Annotated in this window: 16 protein-coding genes and 1 pseudogene; 13 read left to right on the forward strand and 4 right to left on the reverse strand. The window is 41.3% G+C overall.

The genetic code is table 11. The features are described from left to right. Positions 1–142: 142 nt before the first annotated feature. The 7 genes from V7L20_RS20280 to V7L20_RS20310 all read left to right on the forward strand — a co-directional run bounded on the left by V7L20_RS20280 (position 143) and on the right by V7L20_RS20310 (position 9,716). Entirely contained in the window at positions 143–2,161 is a 2,019-nt protein-coding gene (locus V7L20_RS20280; protein WP_334745815.1) for a hybrid sensor histidine kinase/response regulator, read from the forward strand. Positions 2,162–2,421: 260 nt separating this feature from the next. Beyond that, positions 2,422–3,648 carry a pentapeptide repeat-containing protein gene (locus tag V7L20_RS20285; protein WP_334745816.1) on the forward strand — a complete coding sequence of 409 codons (1,227 nt, stop codon included), beginning with the start codon at positions 2,422–2,424 and terminating at the stop codon, positions 3,646–3,648. 752 nt (positions 3,649–4,400) lie between these two features. Next, entirely contained in the window at positions 4,401–5,600 is a 1,200-nt protein-coding gene (locus tag V7L20_RS20290) for an ABC exporter membrane fusion protein (protein WP_334745817.1), read from the forward strand. A 337-nt stretch (positions 5,601–5,937) separates the two neighbouring features. Continuing rightward, on the forward strand, positions 5,938–7,110 hold the full coding sequence (devC, locus tag V7L20_RS20295; RefSeq protein WP_334746023.1) for an ABC transporter permease DevC: 1,173 nt from the start codon (positions 5,938–5,940) through the stop codon (positions 7,108–7,110). A gap of 88 nt (positions 7,111–7,198) precedes the next feature. After that, positions 7,199–7,897: a DevA family ABC transporter ATP-binding protein gene (locus V7L20_RS20300; protein WP_334745818.1), complete on the forward strand. Its 699-nt coding sequence runs from the start codon at positions 7,199–7,201 to the stop codon at positions 7,895–7,897. 211 nt (positions 7,898–8,108) lie between these two features. Continuing rightward, positions 8,109–9,023 (forward strand): M23 family metallopeptidase, encoded by a 915-nt coding sequence (locus V7L20_RS20305; protein WP_334745819.1) that lies wholly within the window; start codon positions 8,109–8,111, stop codon positions 9,021–9,023. A 120-nt stretch (positions 9,024–9,143) separates the two neighbouring features. After that, complete coding sequence (locus V7L20_RS20310) at positions 9,144–9,716, forward strand: late competence development ComFB family protein (protein WP_334745820.1); 573 nt, start codon at positions 9,144–9,146, stop codon at positions 9,714–9,716. Between the two features lie 4 nt (positions 9,717–9,720). On the opposite strand, the gene V7L20_RS20315 is transcribed toward V7L20_RS20310, so the two are convergent. After that, on the reverse strand, positions 9,721–10,692 hold the full coding sequence (locus V7L20_RS20315) for a L,D-transpeptidase (RefSeq protein WP_334745821.1): 972 nt from the start codon (positions 10,690–10,692) through the stop codon (positions 9,721–9,723). A 291-nt stretch (positions 10,693–10,983) separates the two neighbouring features. On the opposite strand from V7L20_RS20315, the gene V7L20_RS20320 reads away from it, so the two are divergent. From V7L20_RS20320 to V7L20_RS20330, 3 genes are all read left to right on the forward strand, one after another. Continuing rightward, the gene (locus V7L20_RS20320; RefSeq protein WP_334745822.1) at positions 10,984–11,136 is read left to right on the forward strand and encodes a hypothetical protein; all 153 of its coding nucleotides are present in this window, start codon (positions 10,984–10,986) and stop codon (positions 11,134–11,136) included. A 367-nt stretch (positions 11,137–11,503) separates the two neighbouring features. Next, positions 11,504–12,160 carry a sigma-70 family RNA polymerase sigma factor gene (locus tag V7L20_RS20325; protein ID WP_334745823.1) on the forward strand — a complete coding sequence of 219 codons (657 nt, stop codon included), beginning with the start codon at positions 11,504–11,506 and terminating at the stop codon, positions 12,158–12,160. Between the two features lie 157 nt (positions 12,161–12,317). Next, positions 12,318–12,932: an anti-sigma factor family protein gene (locus V7L20_RS20330; RefSeq protein WP_334745824.1), complete on the forward strand. Its 615-nt coding sequence runs from the start codon at positions 12,318–12,320 to the stop codon at positions 12,930–12,932. A 13-nt stretch (positions 12,933–12,945) separates the two neighbouring features. Here the strand turns inward: V7L20_RS20330 and V7L20_RS20335 are convergent, their stop codons facing one another. Beyond that, on the reverse strand, positions 12,946–13,401 hold the full coding sequence (locus tag V7L20_RS20335) for a gamma-glutamylcyclotransferase family protein (RefSeq protein WP_334745825.1): 456 nt from the start codon (positions 13,399–13,401) through the stop codon (positions 12,946–12,948). A gap of 798 nt (positions 13,402–14,199) precedes the next feature. Then, positions 14,200–14,580 carry a hypothetical protein gene (locus tag V7L20_RS20340; RefSeq protein WP_334745826.1) on the reverse strand — a complete coding sequence of 127 codons (381 nt, stop codon included), beginning with the start codon at positions 14,578–14,580 and terminating at the stop codon, positions 14,200–14,202. 272 nt (positions 14,581–14,852) lie between these two features. Between V7L20_RS20340 and V7L20_RS20345 the strand changes: the two are divergent. Further along, a pseudogene (locus tag V7L20_RS20345) lies at positions 14,853–15,140 on the forward strand (DUF4336 domain-containing protein); the annotation flags it as partial. 374 nt (positions 15,141–15,514) lie between these two features. Here V7L20_RS20345 and V7L20_RS20350 read toward each other — a convergent pair. Next, positions 15,515–16,711, reverse strand: a complete 1,197-nt coding sequence (locus V7L20_RS20350) for an acyl-CoA dehydrogenase family protein (protein ID WP_334745827.1) — start codon at positions 16,709–16,711, stop codon at positions 15,515–15,517. Between the two features lie 931 nt (positions 16,712–17,642). On the opposite strand from V7L20_RS20350, the gene V7L20_RS20355 reads away from it, so the two are divergent. Both V7L20_RS20355 and V7L20_RS20360 read left to right on the forward strand, forming a co-directional pair. Continuing rightward, complete coding sequence (locus V7L20_RS20355) at positions 17,643–18,473, forward strand: methyltransferase domain-containing protein (RefSeq protein ID WP_334745828.1); 831 nt, start codon at positions 17,643–17,645, stop codon at positions 18,471–18,473. A gap of 213 nt (positions 18,474–18,686) precedes the next feature. Beyond that, complete coding sequence (locus tag V7L20_RS20360) at positions 18,687–19,367, forward strand: methyltransferase (protein ID WP_334745829.1); 681 nt, start codon at positions 18,687–18,689, stop codon at positions 19,365–19,367. Positions 19,368–19,409 lie beyond the last annotated feature (42 nt).

Raw genomic sequence — 19,409 nt, forward strand, 5'->3', positions numbered from 1 at the left:
AGTAGAAAAATCAAATCAGCCGCTATAAAGATTTAGTGTATCTAATTTCTGGCTACCCTAATTTTTCTCTCATCACAATAAATTAGCCCTGCCCTGTTGGGGCTCTACCTCCAGCACCTCATCGTCAACAGGAGAAGAACTGATGAATGTCTTGCGTTTCTTGCTTTTGGAAGACAGTCTGTTAGATGCAGAGCTTACCGAAGCGATGTTAACTGAAAGCGGAATTAATTGCGAACTAATACGAGTTGAAACTGGTGCTGATTTCCTGGCTGCTTTGGAAGCAGAGACTTTCGATTTAATTCTTGCCGATTATATTCTGCCATCTTTTGATGGAATTTCTGCTTTAGAAATTGCCCGAAATCGCACTCCTAATGTTCCTTTTATCTTTGTTTCTGCCGCATTGGGTGAGGAATTAGCGATCGAAGCCTTGAAGAATGGTGCAACCGATTATGTATTAAAGCAACGATTAGGGCGGTTAGTTCCCTCAGTGCAACGGGCCTTACGGGAAGCTAATGAGCGCCGGGAGCGCCAGCAAGCACAAGAGTCGTTACAAAAGAGTGAAGCCAAGTATCGCCAAATTGTTGATACTTCTTATGAGGGAATCTGGATGATTGACTCTCAATCACGAACAGAGTTTGTGAATCAACGCCTCTGTGAGATGTTGGGCTATCCGGCAGAAGAAATGCTCGGTCGTTCTATGTTTAATTTTATTGATCGCGTTGATGGGGTAGCAGCCCAAGAGAAACTGGAGTGGCACAAGCAAGAAGGGAGCGATCTTAAAGAAGCTCGATTGCACTGCAAAGATGGTTCGTACATATGGACGCTGATTTCTGCGAGAGCGATTTTGAATGAACAAAATGAGTTCTTAGGCGCGATCGCTATGTTAACTGATATCACCGATCGCAAGCGCACTGAATCAGAACGCGATCACCTTTTGCAACTTGAGCAGAGAGCCAGGGCGGAAGCAGAGACTGCTAACCGGATCAAAGATGAGTTTTTGGCAGTACTTTCTCATGAATTGCGATCGCCACTAAATCCGATTATCGGCTGGACAAAACTGTTGCAAAGCCGTAAATTTGATGAGACAGAGCTTAAAAAAGCTCTTGAAACTATTGAACGCAATGCCAAATTACAAGCTCAACTAATTGAAGATTTACTAGATGTTTCTCGCATCCTCCAAGGCAAACTCAACCTTAAGATGATGCCAGTCAATCTGGCATTCACCATTGAAGCTGCAATGGAAACAGTGCGTTTAGCAGCAGAGGCAAAAACCATTGAGATTGAGACAAAACTTGATCTGCAGGGGAAAGTTTTGGGTGATTCAGCCCGTTTACAGCAAGTCTTATGGAATTTGTTATCGAATGCCGTCAAGTTTACAGCCACTGGGGGAAAAGTAAATGTGCGATTAGAGTGCATCGACGCTCAAGTGCAGATTACTCTGAGCGATACAGGTAAGGGCATTCATCCTGACTTTCTACCTCATGTGTTTGACTATTTCCGTCAGGCTGACAGTACAACAACTAGAAAGTTTGGTGGGCTAGGGTTAGGTTTAGCGATCGCTCGTCACCTAGTCGAAATGCACGGTGGAACAATTTGGGCCGAAAGTCTTGGCGAGGACAAAGGAGCTATCTTTACAGTTAGGTTACCACGGCTCAAGGAATCTGCAACAATTATGGATGATACCAACACTGATTCCTCAACAGCCGTTTTTGCCTCTTCTCCCCTGATGGGTTTACAAGTTCTGATTGTAGATGACAATGCTGATACCCGCGACTTTTTCAGCTTTGTGCTGCAACAGTTTGGAGCGATCGTCACTACAGCAGCATCAGGAGATGAAGCATTACAAGCGCTAACACAGTCAAAGCCAGATATTTTACTCAGCGATATTGGGATGCCAGAGATGAACGGCTATATGCTGATAAAACAGGTGCGGACTCTAGAAGCAGAAATAGGAGAAAAACAGATTCCAGCGATCGCTCTGACTGCTTATGCAGGCGAAATCAATCAGCAGCAAGCACTAAAAGCAGGCTTTCAACAGTACATCGTTAAACCTGTAGCACCAGAGGAATTACTGATGGCGATTTCTAATCTAGTCCAAGACGGCGGAAATAAACCTACTATTTCATTACAGTCAGAAAGCTCAAAATTAAAGCATGTGTGACTTTGCCTTGCAGTAAGCGTTTCAATTGCGTAGAATATCTTCCCTTTAGGCACAACTATCTTATGTCTCTACCACTAACCACCCCAGTTCAGGGGATGTTTGAAAAATAAGTTATCAAAGATTTTATAGATAATTTCTATGGGATAGATTTAAGAATCTGTTAAGTAGTTACGTATTTGTACTCTATCATAACCTTGCATATCCTCTTAAAATCAACCTAAAATTATTTCCGTAAGGGGTCAGATATGAAGACTTATGACATGTCTTTCATAAAGACAAATGGACTCACGACTTTGTTTGTATTTATCTCAATTATATTTATTTTCACATTAACTCTAATATTTTCATTCTTTGAAAACATTGCAGGATTTACAAATCAACAAAAAATAGAATATATTAATCAAGCATTAACAACTGTTGCCATTATCATTGTAGGATTAGCATTAATAATTAATGCTTATTATACTTCCAGACTCTCTTTTTGTGAAAATCAGAGTGTATTCACCAAACTCCTTGCTAGGACACTAATTTGGGACAACAACATTGTAACTGACATTAAGAATACCCAAGAAACTTTAGAAGAAATAGTTCCAGAACGTTTTTCTAAAGCAATTGAACAGTTGGGAAATGAAAAGATTGAAACGCGGTTTGCCGCAATTTATGCTTTAGAGCGAATTGCCAAAGATTCTCACAAAGACCATTGGACAATTATGGAAATTCTCGCTGCGTTTATCCGCCAGAATGCCCCAATAAATCAAAAATATGAGGACGAGTTACACAACTCATCAAAACTTCCTACAGATATTCAAACAGCCTTGACTGTGATTGGACGACGCGATTCACATAAAGATCCGGTAAATCAAAAACTAGATTTACGCAATACAGACCTCAGTAATGCAGACTTAACCGAAGCTAACCTTTCTAGGGCAATTCTCGTTGGAGCTAACTTGCAATGGGTCAATTTCACCCGAGCAAATCTCTCAGAAGCAGACTTATCAATAACCTATCTTTGTGGATCAATATTCTATGAAGCCAACCTGCAAAAAGCAATCCTCCCAGAAGCCAATCTTCAAGGCGTAGTCCTCAGAAAAGCGAACCTCTCAAAAGCAGTCCTTTACGATGCCAATTTGGAAGGAGCAATCCTTTGTGATGCCAAATTAGAAGGAGCAATCCTTTGTGGTGCCAACTTAGAAGGAGCAATTCTTTGTGATGCTAACTTAGAAGGAGTAAACCTTGAGGATAGCAACCTTCAAGATGCCAACCTGATTGGTAGTAACTTGCAAAACGCAAAACTTGCTGGAGCCAACTTAGAAGCTGTGTTACTCAGTACAGCCAACCTGCAAGATGCTAACTTCCAAGAAGCTAACCTCTCTAGAGCAAACTTGAGCGGCTGTGAAAACCTTGAATTACAGCAAATTGAACAGGCACTTGGCGATCGCACAACAATCCTACCGGAAAACTTTAAAATACCTAAAAGCTGGAAGTAACAAAAAGCTAAAGTTTCAGCTAATTAAGCCTATTGTGATAACTCGCTTGCGCGGGTTATTTTGTATAGACGCGGTTTCTAAGCTCGGTACAACTCGAAAAGCTTAATTCCCTACTCCCGTTCGACTACGCTACTTCGACTACGCCCCTCGGCTTTGCCCTTCTCTTCTTAGGCTGCGCCCTAAGCGTAGCTATGCCGCAGGCTTTACGACTACCAAGAGGACAAGCTCGGGCTAAACTCAGGACAAGCGAGCGTACAAGTCACGGCAAGCCACTCCCCGCCTATTGCGCTTGCGCTGCGCTTCTGTGCGAGACGCTTCTCTTTGCACAGAGGCTTGTCTGCGACACGCTACTCGCGTTCGCACACCACGTAGATAATTTCAAAAATCAAAGACGATTCTTATATCACTCAAAGTTATATAAATCTCAAATTTAAAGATATTATTTATAAATGAGAATTTATTTGTTTGTATTTTCTAATAAAAATGTTATTTTGACTGAATTTGTCTCTAATTGTTGGCACTGTTACAACCTGCGACTTGGAAAACATTTACTATACCTGAGTACTTGAAAAAACAAAAATCTTCCATCAAAAACATAAGTCTATTAATAATGGAGAGTAACTTGTTATTATCCAAGCTAAATCACAGTAGGTTGGTAAATTATTAACAATGACCATTTTTAATGAACTCGGAATCGCAAAATTAACAATAACTATTTAGTTTTTTCTGCGCCACTAGTTAAGAGGTAATCTATGGTGCGAAACTCAAAGCTAGGGTATAGAACGTTCCCTAAGTCTATTCTGCGTCTATCCGTTGGTATAGGTATAATTGCATTTTTATCAATTGGCGGAATAAGTTTTTATATACTAAAAAGCTGGCAAAATTACGCAAATTCAGAAGCACAAGTGCCAGCAACACAGTTGCTACAGTTAAAAACGGTAACAGCTTTAGGGCGGATTGAACCACAGGGAAAGGTAATTAAACTGTCTGCTGCGGTGTCTGCGGAAGGAAGTCGGGTAGAAAAGTTGTTAGTGAAGGAGGGGGATAGAGTAAAAGCAGGACAGGTGATTGCGATTTTAAATAGCCGCGATCGCTTGCAAGCAGAATTAGATGAGGCACAGAAACAAGTAAAAGTAACCCAGGCAAACCTAAACCGCACCCAAGCAGGTGCTAAACCCGGTGAAATTGCCGCCCAAACAGCCGCGATCGCTCGTTTAGAGGCAGAACGCCAAGGTGATATTAATGCCCAAGCAGCCACAATTGAGCGATTCCAAGCCGAAGTGCGTAACGCCCAAGCAGAAGATGAACGCTATCAGCAGCTATATCAACAGGGGGCAATTTCTGCCTCCCAACGAGATAACAAGCGTTTAAACTTGGAAACCACCCAAAAAAACCTGCAAGAAGAACAAGCGCAGTTAAATCGGACTCAATCAACTAGCCAGCAAAAGGTAAAAGAAGCCACAGCAACACTCAATGAAATTGCTGAGGTGCGAAGAGTGGATGTAGAAGCTGCCCAAGCAGAAGTCAATCGTGCCATAGCAGCCATGAATTTGGCAAAAGTCAATCTAAAACAGTCCGAAGTGCGATCGCCTCAAAATGCACAGGTATTTGAGATCCATACCCATCCAGGCGAATTAATATCAAATGATGGCATTGCTGATATCGGACAAACAAACCAGATGTATGTCATAGCCGAAGTCTACGAAAGCGATATCGGCAAAGTGCATTCAGGGCAGCAAGTGCGAGTATTTGGTGATTCCCTCTCGATTGAATTGCAGGGAATTGTAGATCGCAAGAGCTTACAAGTGCGGCGGCAGAATGTTATTAACACAGATCCTGCTAACAACATCGATAACAGAGTAGTCGAAGTCCATATCCGACTAGATGAAGCCTCCAGCCGAAAAGCCGCCACCTTAACCAATATGCAAGTTAAGACAGTAATTGAATTATGAATGGGGCATTGGGCATGAGTCTTTAATATTGGCTGACGAGTCTTTAATACTCGTGAATGAGTCTTTAATACTCGTGAATGAGTCTTTAATACTCGCTGACGAGTCTTTGATACTCGTGAATGAGTCTTTAATACTCGCTGACGAGTCTTTGATACTCGCTGACGAGTCTTTAATACTCGCTGACGAGTCTTTGATACTCGTGAATGAGTCTTTAATACTCGCTGACGAGTCTTTGATACTCGTGAATGAGTCTTTGAACTCCGTGAATGAGTCTTTGAACTCCGTGAATGAGTCTTTGAACTCCATTCCCCTGCTCCCCCACTCCCCACTTCTTATGATGGGATTGATCAAACAACTACGACGAAGAACACCTTTAGGATGGCTGCAACTGAATCATGAAAAAAGCCGTTTGTTAGTGGCATTGTCAGGGATTGCCTTTGCTGATCTTCTCATGTTCATGCAACTAGGCTTTCAGACTGCGCTGTATGACAGTAACACTAGACTACATCGCAGTTTGCAAGCAGACATTGTTTTAACCAGTCCCCAAGCCCGTAACCTGCCAAGCTTGTCTACATTTTCTCGGCGGCGACTTTACCAAGCAATGGATATACCAGGCGTGAAGTCAGCAGAACCAATGTATTTCAACAACACAATCTGGAAAAATCCCCAAACACACCGTGAGGCGGGGGTGTTAGTTATTGGGTTTAATCCAGATAAGCCAGCCTTTGACTTACCAGATGTTAACCAGCAATTGCAGACAATCAAGCTACCAGGTGCCGTCTTGTTTGATCGTGGTGCTAGAGGAGATTATCAAAAAGCGATCGCTCAAATTGACCAAGGTAAAACCCTAACCACCGAAATAGAACGGCGCACAATTACCATTAGTGGCTTATTTCAAGTCGGCGCTTCCTTTGGCTCTGATGGCAATTTGATTACCAGCGATCAAAACTTTTTGCGGCTATTTTCTGGGCGACAGTCCAGCAGTGTCAGTTTAGGTTTGATTGTTCTTAAACCAGGTTATGACCCGAAAAAGGTAGCAGCAACATTGAAAGCCTACCTAAAAGATGATGTCAGAGTCTTAACCCACGCCGAATTTATTGAATTTGAAAATAACTTTTGGAGAACAAATTCCCCAATTGGCTTTATCTTCAGCCTTGGTGTATCGATGGGCTTTGTGGTGGGCGTGATTATCGTCTATCAAGTCCTTTCCACTGATGTTAATGCCCATGTTCGGGAATACGCCACCTTTAAAGCAATGGGATATCGCAATTACTACCTGCTAGGTGTGGTGCTTGAAGAATCGTTGATATTGGCAGCACTGGGTTTCTTTCCCGGATTAGGAGTGTCCTTAGCACTTTACCAACTGACTCGCAGTGCCACAAATTTACCCATGTACATGACTGCGATTCGAGCATTGCAGGTATTATTGCTGACTATCATTATGTGTACAATTTCGGCTGCGATCGCCACCCGCAAGCTCCAAGCCACCGATCCTGCTGATATGTTTTAAATTTGTCATTTGTCATTAGTCATTAGTCATTTGCAAAGGACAAAGGACAAATGACCAATGACTATCGTCACGAGTAATCGATCTATTTATGACTAGTCAATCCATCATCTTTATCCAGAATCTCGACCACCATTTTGGTCAAGGCTCACTCCGTAAGCAAGTTTTATCTAACATCAACTTAGAGATTAACGTCGGTGAAATTATTATTATGACTGGCCCTTCTGGTTCTGGAAAGACTACCTTGCTCACCTTAGTGGGTGGATTGCGTTCTACCCAATCTGGTAGTTTGCGGGTGTTGGGACAAGAACTTTGTGGTGCTAGTCCTGAAACATTAATGCAGGCGCGACGCCGTAACGGTTATATTTTCCAAGCACATAACTTGCATGGTAGTTTAACAGCACTCCAAAACGTCAAAATGGCTTTGGAATTGCATAAACATCTTGGCTTAAAAAAGATGCTAGCTAGGTCAGCCCAAATGCTAGAACAGGTAGGATTGGGAAATCATTTGCATTACTATCCTGATAAACTGTCTGGGGGACAAAAACAACGAGTAGCGATCGCTCGTGCCTTAGTTAGTCATCCTCAAATAATCCTAGCCGATGAACCCACCGCCGCCCTTGACAGTCAATCGGGACGAGATGTAGTCAATCTCATGCAAAAACTGGCAAAAGAACAAGGCTGTACCATCTTGATGGTTACTCATGACAACCGCATCCTAGATATTGCCGATCGCATTGTTCACATGGAAGATGGCAAACTCAAATCAAAAGTAAAACTATCAGCTTAGAGTGTCTCTCTCGCACAGAAGTGCAGCGCAAGCGCGATAAGCGGGAAGTGGGGAATAGGGAATTAGGCTTTTCGAGTTGTACCGAGCTTTTTCATAAATCAAATATTAGTCCTATATTTATGGTTTTCAACAACATTTACTTAAAACAGGAAACACTAGTAAAAATAAGCTAGTCTATTTTCCAACACAAGTGAGGGATTTTTGTAGCTCTATGATTATTGAAAATAGCGCTAGTAGTTCAAACAAGAAGTTGCTCGATTTTAATGTTAAAGCAATAAATGTGTTGAGGGGAATATTTGCTATTCTTCCTTTAACCCTGGCATTGCCTGTAAATGCTTTACAAGTAAAGGTGACTCCAACTAATCCTAGATTAGGGGATACAATCTCGGTGGAGATTAATCGAGATAATCCCCATAATAGGACAAATCCAACAGTAGCTAGTGGTAAAAATACATACCCAGCCTTTGAGATTGCGCCTAATCAGTATCGGGCTTTTGTTCCCACAACACCATTAGAAAAAGCTGGAGCTAGAACACTTCGGGTTACAGGTGATGGTCAAGTACAAAACTTAACAGTGAATGTGCTTAATCGCAAGTTCCCCGTACAACGCATTACTTTGCCACCTGGCAAAGCCGGAGTGGATGCCACAGAGTATGAACTCAAGCGGGTAGCAGCTTTCAAGGCACTACAAACACCAGAAAAGTATTGGAATGGAATATTTCTGAAGCCAAATGCAGGGCGGATGAGTACAAACTATGGTGTACGTCGCTACTATAATGGTACATTTGCAAAAGACTACTATCATCGTGGTCTTGACTACGCTGGTGCTGCCGGATCACCGGTAATTGCCCCAGCCTCTGGGCGAGTTGCTTTGGTAGGTAGAGTATCCCAAGGATTTCGGATACACGGTAACGTAGTTGGCATTGACCACGGTCAAGGAGTAACCAGTATTTTCATGCACCTTAGTCGTATTAACGTTAAAGAAGGTGATTTTGTGAAAGCTGGTCAACTAATTGGCGCAGTAGGTTCAACAGGTGCTGCTACGGGGCCACATTTGCACTGGGGTCTGTATGTCAACGGACAATCTGTTGATCCAACACCTTGGCGAACTAAGGTCGTTAAGTAGTAGAGGCAAAGTCAATCGCGTCTGTGGATAATTTGTATTTTTTTGCTGAGAATTATCCAAAATAAATTGGATTGATACCGTCCCTACCTTGCTTGGCTAACATAAATAATAATAAGCATTATGAGTATCGAAAAAATTGTCGAACAAGCTCTCCAAGACGGTTATTTGACACCAGCAATGGAAGCAGAAGTCGGTAGAATCTGTGATAACGCCTCGGAACTTTCAATTGAAGAGTATATGGCGCTGGATCGGCTGATGGGTGCGCTATTGACTGGTGAGGTAGTGGCGGTACCTCGCAAACAATTCATTAACGTGATGGAAGAATTGGTACTGACAGAAGCGATCGCCCGAGTTGCAGAAATTGAAGCTACCAGCGAAAGTTCTTTAGATGTCGGCGATATTGCTGCTTACGCCCTCAACAGGCTACCACCTTTGTATGCTACTACAGAAGAAGGTGCTAACTTTCAGCGCCAAACGGCTCAGGCACAACTGCAAGACTTAATTTCTCAGCAAATAAGTGAGGCGATCAACCGTTACCTCGATCAACCCAATTTCTTCCCAGAACGGCAAGCCTTGGGTAAAAACACTCAAAATGAGGTTCAACGCCAAATTAGTGCTTTACTCCAAACATACGCACCTAATTTTGAGCAAAATGACGAGCCAGATGATGAGCCAAATGACGATGACTCTTAATTAATTAATCACGTACTAACACTTTTGTCCCTATACTGACTTGCTCATATAACAATCGGACATCAGAATTACGCATTCTCAAGCAGCCGTGGGATACAGCCGTTCCTACCAGGTCAATATCAGGCGTGCCATGAAAGCCAATTTCATTCCGTCCATCTGACCAAAAACCAATCCATCTGTCTCCCAAGGGACTATCTGTACCAGCCTTAAATACTTTGCCAGTAATCGGATGACGCCAAACTGGATAGTGTCGCATGTGAATCACCTGGAAAGAACCTGTGGGGGTTTCCCAACCTTTCTTACCAACAGCAATGGGATAGCTGGCTATCACCTCATCTCCTGCGTATACATAAGTTCGGCGATCACTTAAATCAACCACTACTTGTGTCTTAGCATCTGCTAGGCTATTAGCTGGTACTTGTTGGGCTGAAGCTTGAGACCATAGACTTTTTGGCCAACTATCTGTAACTGGATTTTCTCTTTCTATTTGCGCCACCAGGCGCGTCTTAGTTGGTAATTCGGTTTCTTTAGCTACATTCTTTTTGATGATTTGCGGCTGAGTTTGAGAAATAATTGCGTTTAAATTAGCCTCTTTTGCGACATTATTCTTAATTATTTTCGACTTATTTGCTTTCGCTAGATTCTTATTAATTACTTTCGACTTAGTTTGAGGCTTAATAACAGAGGATTTTGGTGTAAACACCCTCTGGACAGTTGTCCTTTGTGTGGCTTCATCAACTGGCACAGATGCACCCAGTGCAATTTCCCCTAAACTAACTTGGGAAAGATTCCTGTAGACTCCCTCTGGGTGGCTTCTCTTAGGATTGGTTAGGGTAGAATCTCGCCGCATCGCAGTAGATGCAGACTTATCAAACTGCCGTTCTGCTGTAGTAATGCGCCAATGGACAGCTAAAGATAAAAATGCTGTGCCAAAGACCAACATTACCATCCGCCCTATAGATTCATTTCTTGCCATTGCTATCGCCTATTATTTATCCCTGACATATCCAGCCGAGTAATTGGATGAGTTCATCATCCGATCATCAAAAATTTATCAATACTTATCATTTCTGTTATAAATCTGCCAACACCTCTGGGCAAACTAATACTATGCAAACTAATACTATGCAAATTGTCCCAGCTGCAAAACTCCAAGTGACCAACCTCATTCCTCCAAAGTGGAGGTTGTAAGCCAATATTTGGACTTTCTGGTGCAACTTTTGAAATGCAGTAATCAATTATTAGTGGTGTCGGTGGGAGAAAAACCATGTTTGAAAAACTATTCTTAGCAGTCACAATTACATTTTCCCTCAATTTTATTTTTCAAGTTCGGGTACCAGAGCAACATCACTCTGGTGCTACCTACGGGTTACAACCAGAACAATCAACAGCTATTCTGGTAACAAAATTAAAAAAATAAATCACCATTATAGTCACCATAGCAACCTAACTTCCAGAAATTAATACTTGAACTTTAAAAGTATTAAGAAGTTAGAATTACAAAATTTTTCTCTTCATCCTTATAACCAGATTTAATTATTTTTATCAAGCGTATATACCCAGTTGCGAAAAGTACCAAAATGTGCATATTGTCGCGCTTTTATTCGTTTATGGGTCTTGGGTAACTATGCCAGCAGTATAAGGAAAAAGTGACCCTCGTTATTGCAATAAATGTATCCAAAATTGTCTGCCTCAGTGTTCCAGTCATAAATCCGTCACCTTAGCATGGAACTTATGTCCCATTAGCAGGTCTAATAGATAGGGATGATTTAGAGCCAGTACGATCTATGAGTCAGTCGATCTCTGTATCCTGGTCAACGGTTGATGCCAAATATTCAGAAGCATCAGTGCAAGTTGACAAACTCCCTAACCACGATTTAATTTTGCGCTGTCAAGCCGGACTGCGACCAGATCGTGTTGCGTTTGCAGAACTATTACGCCGTTATCAAAGTCAAGTTGATAGAGTTCTATACCACCTGGCTCCAGATTGGCCTGACAGAGCCGATTTGGCTCAAGAAGTTTGGATTCGAGTATATCGGAATATTAACCGATTACAAGAACCTGCCAAATTTCGGGGCTGGTTAAGCCGTATTGCCACCAACTTGTTTTACGACGAGTTGCGGAAACGCAAGCGGGTTATGAGTCCTTTATCACTGGATGCTCCCCGTTCCTTAGAGGACGGCGAAATGGATTGGGAAATCGCTGGCGATACCCCTGGCCCTGAAGAAGAACTGACAACTAGAGAATTTTACGAACAACTGCGAGAAGCGATCGCGGATTTACCAGAAGTTTTTCGTACTACCATTGTCCTGAGAGAAATCGAAGGCATGGCTTATGAAGAAATTGCCGAAATCACTGGAGTTTCTCTAGGAACTGTCAAGTCAAGAATAGCCAGAGCTAGATCGAGGCTGCAAGCTCACTTGCAGAATTATCTAGATTGCTAATTTACAGTCTCTTGCTTCTGCCCAATGGCAGAATTTAAGGATTGATTAAGAATTACACCAAAGACGTAGATCGCTTCTGCCCTGAGGAGGAAAATTGGCTAATTTCTGCGAATCTCCCGCCCAGTTTACCCGTGTATGAATTGGTAATAATGTTAAGATGACTACTGATTCTCAGTTTTACGACCGTTCTCCTTTGCAACTTCCTCAAGATTTGTCAGATGGAATGGCCAAGCATACCAATGAATCAACGGGTCTTATGGATATGGTGAAGCGCGATCGCTTCGAGTTATTGAGTGCTTATCTCGATGGTGAAGTCACAGCCGCCGAACGCAGGCAAGTAGAAGAATGGCTGGCAAATGATACCTCAGTTCAATGCTTGTATGCCCGACTTTTAAAGCTGCGCCAAGGCTTGCGAACTCTCCCAGTACCAACAGCCCAACAGTCACCAGAAGCAACAGTTGGTCAAGTATTAACACGTTTGCGCCGTCGTTCCCGTTTAAACTGGATGGCGGGAAGTGTAGCCGTCGCTGCTTGTGTAATTGGTGCAGTATCTAGCTTAGTACCTATTGGTTCGAGAGCGCCGCAACTGGCACAACGACCAGAAATAGAACCCATACAAACATCCTCAGCGTCTATAATTCCACCTTCCCCTTTGATGGTGGGACTAAATAACCCGGTAATTGAAATTCCTAAAGCAGCAGTAGCTTCTCCAGAAAATTCAATTTATCAGGTACAGCCGCAACGACACGACCCCAAACAGGACATAAACTAATCGCATTAACAGTTCACAGATCATAACTGGACTTTGCGGTTAAACCACAGCCACTCCACCAGCCGTCAGGTTGGAGGAAGCCTCCTAGTTGCTCAACTCGGTCTAAAGTCATCAGATAAACCCAAGCCCAACCCAGAGAGAGCGACTGTGGCTCATAAACCTCAATAATTTGTCGATTATAGAGGTTTTCTGGTGGTTGTCTAGTGGGTTGGTAATCTTCTAGCACATCCAAATCATTTAAAATCCTTGGGTTAGAAAAAGAGAGTAAATATCCGTAAACTTGGCTATCCCCTAGCGTCATCGCTGGGTAGCCCATTGGCAAAGCAAACAATTTGCCTTGTACAAAGACTCTTTTAAAATCAACTAGTTTGTCAGCACAGTATTTTTTATAGTTAGCTTCACCTGGTTTAAGCGTGCCATAGACAAAAACCCGCACCAAATCAGAAAATTTTATATTTGATTTAACCATCGCCTATTTTAACCATTAGAGAAACTCTATAACCTAATACAGTTCAGTTAAGCATTTCTTCCTTCTCTTTGCGTCTTTTGCGTCCTTTGCGGTTCGTAAAAAAAATTGACCCTTCGGCTTCTCTACGAAACGCTACGCGAACGCTCAAGGTCAACAGTGAGCGAAGCCGAACTGTTGACTTTGACAAAGAGTTTTAGCCTTAACCCAAGCGTATTGCTCTATAACCCAGATTCCGCAAGTGCGATCATAAATGCTGTATTTTAAAAATGACCTAAATGCTGCATTTTAGAAGCATGACAGCATCACCATCAGATATCAGGGTACAGGATATTGACCACTGCGGCATAGTCGCAGGCATCTATGATGAGATGAATCTAGTACTCTGTCATACAAAGTTTGAGGGGTAAGGGAACAAACCACAGAGGCACAGAGAAGGCAAAGGAGGAGGAAAAGAGAGGTTCTAAAACTTGGTTTACTCCGCAAAGTTGATGTGACAGAGTATTAGTAGAACAAACTAACCGACTGCTGGAAACTCACTCTCAAGAAATTATCAGTTGATGTAGCAATCGCTCTACGACAGCCTATTGAACGCATTTCCGTACAAATGGTGTTTCGCAGTTTATATTTATTTTACTACGCATTTTTACTTTACTTTAAGTTATAATTTATTCGTTAGCTTGTCGAACATTATCGTTCGATGGGCTTGGTTAAAGCCGTCCGTCAACGTCACCGACGAACGGCTGCTCGCTTTGTTAACATCTGGGCTGATGTCTTAATTTGACACCAGTGGATAATGTATCAGGCTTTTTGCTCGTGGTATTCAGAAATATGCTCATAAGTTTCTTCAGGAAACTGTAAGTCCTTGTAGACATTACAAGCATCTGGGTCATCGGCATTAGGGCAAATAATAAAATCTTGTTGTAATTGCCATTGAAGAACGCGTTCTCGTCGAGGAGGATTATAATCTTTACCCTGCACTTGTAGATACAGTGAACGCGCTTGTTCTTCGCTGAAGTCTTTGTCTTTGTGAAGATAATTAATTAATTCAGATTCACTTAAAAAATGACGCGCCACCATTGCAAATATTAACCTTCCGTAATGACCAATATCTTTACCTGCATCAAGGGAATCAAGCAGGTGTGCCATCATGTCGTTTTTTCGTAGTTCTTCAATTGCCATTTGCTGTCGATTCCTTCACTTCAATTTTTGAGACAGGTTTAAACATATTCCTCTCTTTATAATACTCATGTACTATCAAAATGAGTTATCTCTGATGACTGAATAAAAATATGCATTTAGAGCGACTTATCAACTCGACTTGATTAATATTTTCAAAATGCAATCGCTAACACTAAAACCTTGCTGTCCCCACTGAAATCGGGAAAACGTGTTATGTATTCCTGCTTGAATACTGATGATGTTCTTTCGGTACAACAGCTATTAGAGTATAGCCACCAGAAATTGTCCAATTAGATCCTTATGCCTTACTGTTTCATGCAAGGGACGATACCTTGGAGACGATCAAGGACAATGAAGACAACCGCCGCAAGGGATGGTAACGCATTTCATTGTTTGCGCTTTACTTCCGTCCCAGTGTGGTGGAAGTTACTTCAATCGGACAGATGTTTTGTGATGCGATCAAAGCACCACAGCGATCGCTAAAAACTTACTTTGGTTTATTTCCTTTTCGCTGGCAAGAAACCTGGAAACAGGCATTCGATGCTCTACGAGGTCAGGGGCATCGGTGATAGTTTAAGAAATTATTCTTTTTGTCAATTAGAAATTATACTTAAAAATCTCAGAAAAAGTATAAATTTAAACAATTACACTGAAATTATGAGGCAAGAATGAATGATACCTATCAAGATGACGCGTAGGTGTAACCTGCCGTTGGCGTAGCGTCTCGCAGAGAAGGCATCGCTCTTTTTTTGTCCGACTTCAGAAAATCGTGTTGCTCCCGTTTTGTCATAACAGTTTGTTGATCGTAATAGGCAGTTCACGAATGCGTTTGCCTGTCGCATGATAAACTGCATTGGCGATCGCATTCAGTAGTTGCTCGCGGTTCATATTTGGCTTGAGGTTAATCTCTGCATCCAAGGCATACAACCAACCATTACAAAAAATTCACGATTCCCAGGCGCAAAACTTCTCGTGTAAAGTCGCAGGAATAACCGATAGTTGCATCGGCAAGAAACTTGCCAGCCAAACACTCTCGCATCACCCCATAGCCCCCAAGAATTTCAACTGCTGTTTGTGCGTTTTTGATTGCAACATCCACTGCAAAAGTTTTGGCGGCTGGTGCTTTGACTGTGGTGGCAAGTTGAGGAGAAGTTTCTGCTTGAAGGGCAGCATCCCATACTACCAGTCGTGCAGCCTGGGTATTAATCATCATATCGGCTAACTTTAAAGCCACTGCCTGATGTTCAATAATCGGACGACCCCAACTAACTCTTTGCTTGGCATAATTCAAAGCATACTCATAAGCAGCACGAGCCAAACCAACATAAGAAGCTGCCAGCCCAATAGCTACTTCTGGAACCAACATCAATAGTTTTCCTGCCTCCCCTTCAAGTCCAATCAGATTTTGTGCAGGGACTAGGACGTTATCCAGGCAAATCTCTGCATGATGCGAGGCTTTCCAACCAATCATCTGTGTCTTTTTGCCAAACTTAATTCCAGGTGTATCTGTTGGAACATAAAAGATAGACAAACTTTCGCGCAATGGTTTATCCATTGCTGTACGGGCAATGATAAAATAGGCATCCGCAATTCCAGCATTTGTAACTAAGGAGGATTTTGTTCCATTGAGGATGTATCCATTGCCCTGGCGTGCTGCAAAGGTCTTCATCCCAATATTGGAATCTGGGAACGGGCAGAAGATATCGGAGGTGGCAACATTAGGTTCACTCTCTGCGGCGCTGAATAGATGTGGTTTTCCTGATTTGACAAAAGATAGTATTCGTTCTTGCTGTTCTTGGGTTCCTGCTCTGCTGACAAACAGCGACATCGCTGCGGTGAGATTAAAGTAACTACAAGCAATGCTGACATCAACAGCGCCTATTTCTTCTAACACTATAGCCAAGTCTATGCACTTTCCACCCACACCTCCTAGCTCTTTTGGAACCATTAAGGATGTGAATCCCAATTCAGCCCCTTTATAAAACACCTGTTTGCAGAAATCCCAAGGTTCCATCTCTAGATTGTTAGACCCTTCGATTATCTCAACAATAGGCCCAATCTGATTTTGAGCAAAGTCACGCGCAAGTGACTGCAACTTTTGCTGTTCTTGAGTCAGGCTAAAGTCAATCATTTTTTATTTTTTATTTATTCTTACAGCGCAAATATATAGCTTTCTAAGCAAATGCTTTACAATATGCTTTTTCAACATTATTTAATCTAATTTTGAACCATTATTATAAAATTAGGACTTACGCACACTCTACGAATTCTCAGCGCTCTTGGCGTCTTGGCGGTTCGATAAATTAAGCTTTTTAGCAATTTTTGCGTAAGTCCTAAAAATATTTTAAATTTGTTTATTTACAACTTCAATGATTTATTTTTTGATAAAGAATGGATTATTTTTAGATTCAATTGCATGAAATATTTTAGAAATGCTGATAGCTAGGACGTTTGAAAAGTTTTGATGAATCAACTTTTATGCCAGTGACCTGACTATAATACGGTTCATTACAAAGTAAATAAACGTCTCTTCTGTTTGGGCAATAACTCAATGTCTGCTGACTAATCGGCCACGTCGATCAGCTTTTGTGTAAGTGCGCTTGACACAAGAGTATTCGACTAACAATTTACAGCCAATGTTTTCAACACAGGGTCTTGCATTTAGTTTTCTCTCAGATATCGCCATCTGTAACATCTGCAATTTAATACTCTCGTTGCATTGCTACCATTACCTTATGCTAACTTAATAACAGCGATCGCATCACTCTAAGCTTAGGGAGAACCAGTATTGGACTCTGTTTAGATAAGTAAGTCGGCAATCACTAATAAATCTTCAGTGCGGTTAAAATTGTGGTTTTTTATATTGCAACAGATGTCGCAAGATGAAGCCATTGTGGAAAACTGCCATGCCAATGAATAGTGAGTACTGTCTGTGACTTGTTTTGTGCCTCCCTTTAGTAAATTGAGAAAACAGCACTGTAATTTTTCGCCTCACAATTGCTTTGCTTGGGTCACCGATCTGAAGTATAAAACATACGTAATTATCAAAAGGGGTTAGATATATGTCAGAGAAGTACACTCCAGGTTATTCCAGCAATACAATTAATTTCATGGCGTATCGAACCTTGGATAGCCATGCTGGATTTTTTAAGCCTTACCTATATCCAGGGATGAAATTGCTGGATATAGGCTGTGGCCCCGGTACAATTACAATGGGGTTAGCTAAAATTGTAGCTCCAGGTACAGTTACAGGTATTGACAAAGAAGCTTCTCAAATTCGTATAGCTGCTGAAAATGCTGTAACTCAAGATATCAAAAATACTAATTTTCTGGAGGCGAATATTTACGCTCTACCTTTTTTAGACAATTCGTTTGATGCTATCTTTTCCCATGCTTTGTTTGAACATCTTCAGTCACCTGCACTCGCATTAGAAGAACTGTGGCGAGTACTCAAACCAGGAGGAACAATAGGTCTTCGTAGTCCTGACTGGGGTGGCTTTTTAATCACACCTACTACACCACAATTGGATCAAGCGATCGCTTATCTTAAATGGATTTTACAGCAGAATTCTGGCAATCCTTATGTAGGTAGAGAGTTATCTGGATTGCTGCGCCAAGCTGGATTTACTAATATTAAAGCTTCTGCTTCTTATCAGTGTAATGAATCTTTAAGTTCTGTTACAGAATATCTAGCACTAATAATCGAAGCTTTTGCAAAAGTTGATCAAGTTGTGCAAAACAATTGGGCTACAGAAGAATCAATTACAGCTATGAGCCGTGCTTTGCGACAATTGAGTCAGCACCCCGATGGATGGTTTGCTTCAGCTTGGTGTGAAGCTGTGGGGCAGAAAGGTCAAACTGAAGCTAAAGTAGGAAATGAGGTTGTATTGTAAAAAATATTACCAGTAATAAATCCTCTTTTTAGTAGAATGCTCCTGTTGACCGACGTGCACGGCAAGAATTGGAGGAGTGCTTGATTTTGAAGAAGCAAAAGCTCCCGTGTATAACTGGTAGTATACCGAAAATACCCGATTATAATCGCTGTCTTAATTTGAGGAACTCAGTGATATATTAGCTACTAATGCTAGAAATATTACTGAAGAAGCATGAAAGATAATTCTACTCAAAAATCGGAAATTACTATTGATACAACTTCCGGCGCAGCTATTTACAATAAATCACTTTTAACGACTTATGATTTTTTTGTATTAGGTTTATCAAATACATTTTTTTGGAGATGCCCAACTCAATTAATTCTTGACTTTTATAACCAAAACATCTCGGCTAAACATTTAGATGTCGGAGTAGGAACTGGTTATTTTTTAGATAATTGTAAGTTTCCTCATTCTAATCCTATTATTACCTTAGTTGATTTAAATCCTAATAGTCTCGAATATACTGCACAGCGGATACATCGATACAATCCAACTACTTTGCTTGCTGATATTTTCCAACCATTACCTTCAGAGTTAACTTTTGATTCCATTGGACTAAACTACTTGTTACATTGTCTTCCTGGTAATAGCATCTTAAATAAAGCTGTGGTTTTCAGAAATCTTAATAATTCGCTAAATAATGGAGGTGTGATATTTGGAACAACTATTCTTGGCAAAGGAGTATTACACAATTTTTTTGCCAGACAATTAATGCGTACATATAATGCTAAAGGAATATTTGGTAACATAAATGATACACATGAAGATTTAGAAACCATTCTTAAAGAATACTTTCGTACTTATAATATCCGTATTATAGGATGTGTTGCTTTTTTTGTAGGATGGAAGTAAATTCAATTCTTTTATATTAAAAGTACAAGAGTAAAAAATATG

The sequence above is a fragment of the Nostoc sp. genome, assembly GCF_036916735.1.
Lineage (GTDB): Bacteria > Cyanobacteriota > Cyanobacteriia > Cyanobacteriales > Nostocaceae > Nostoc.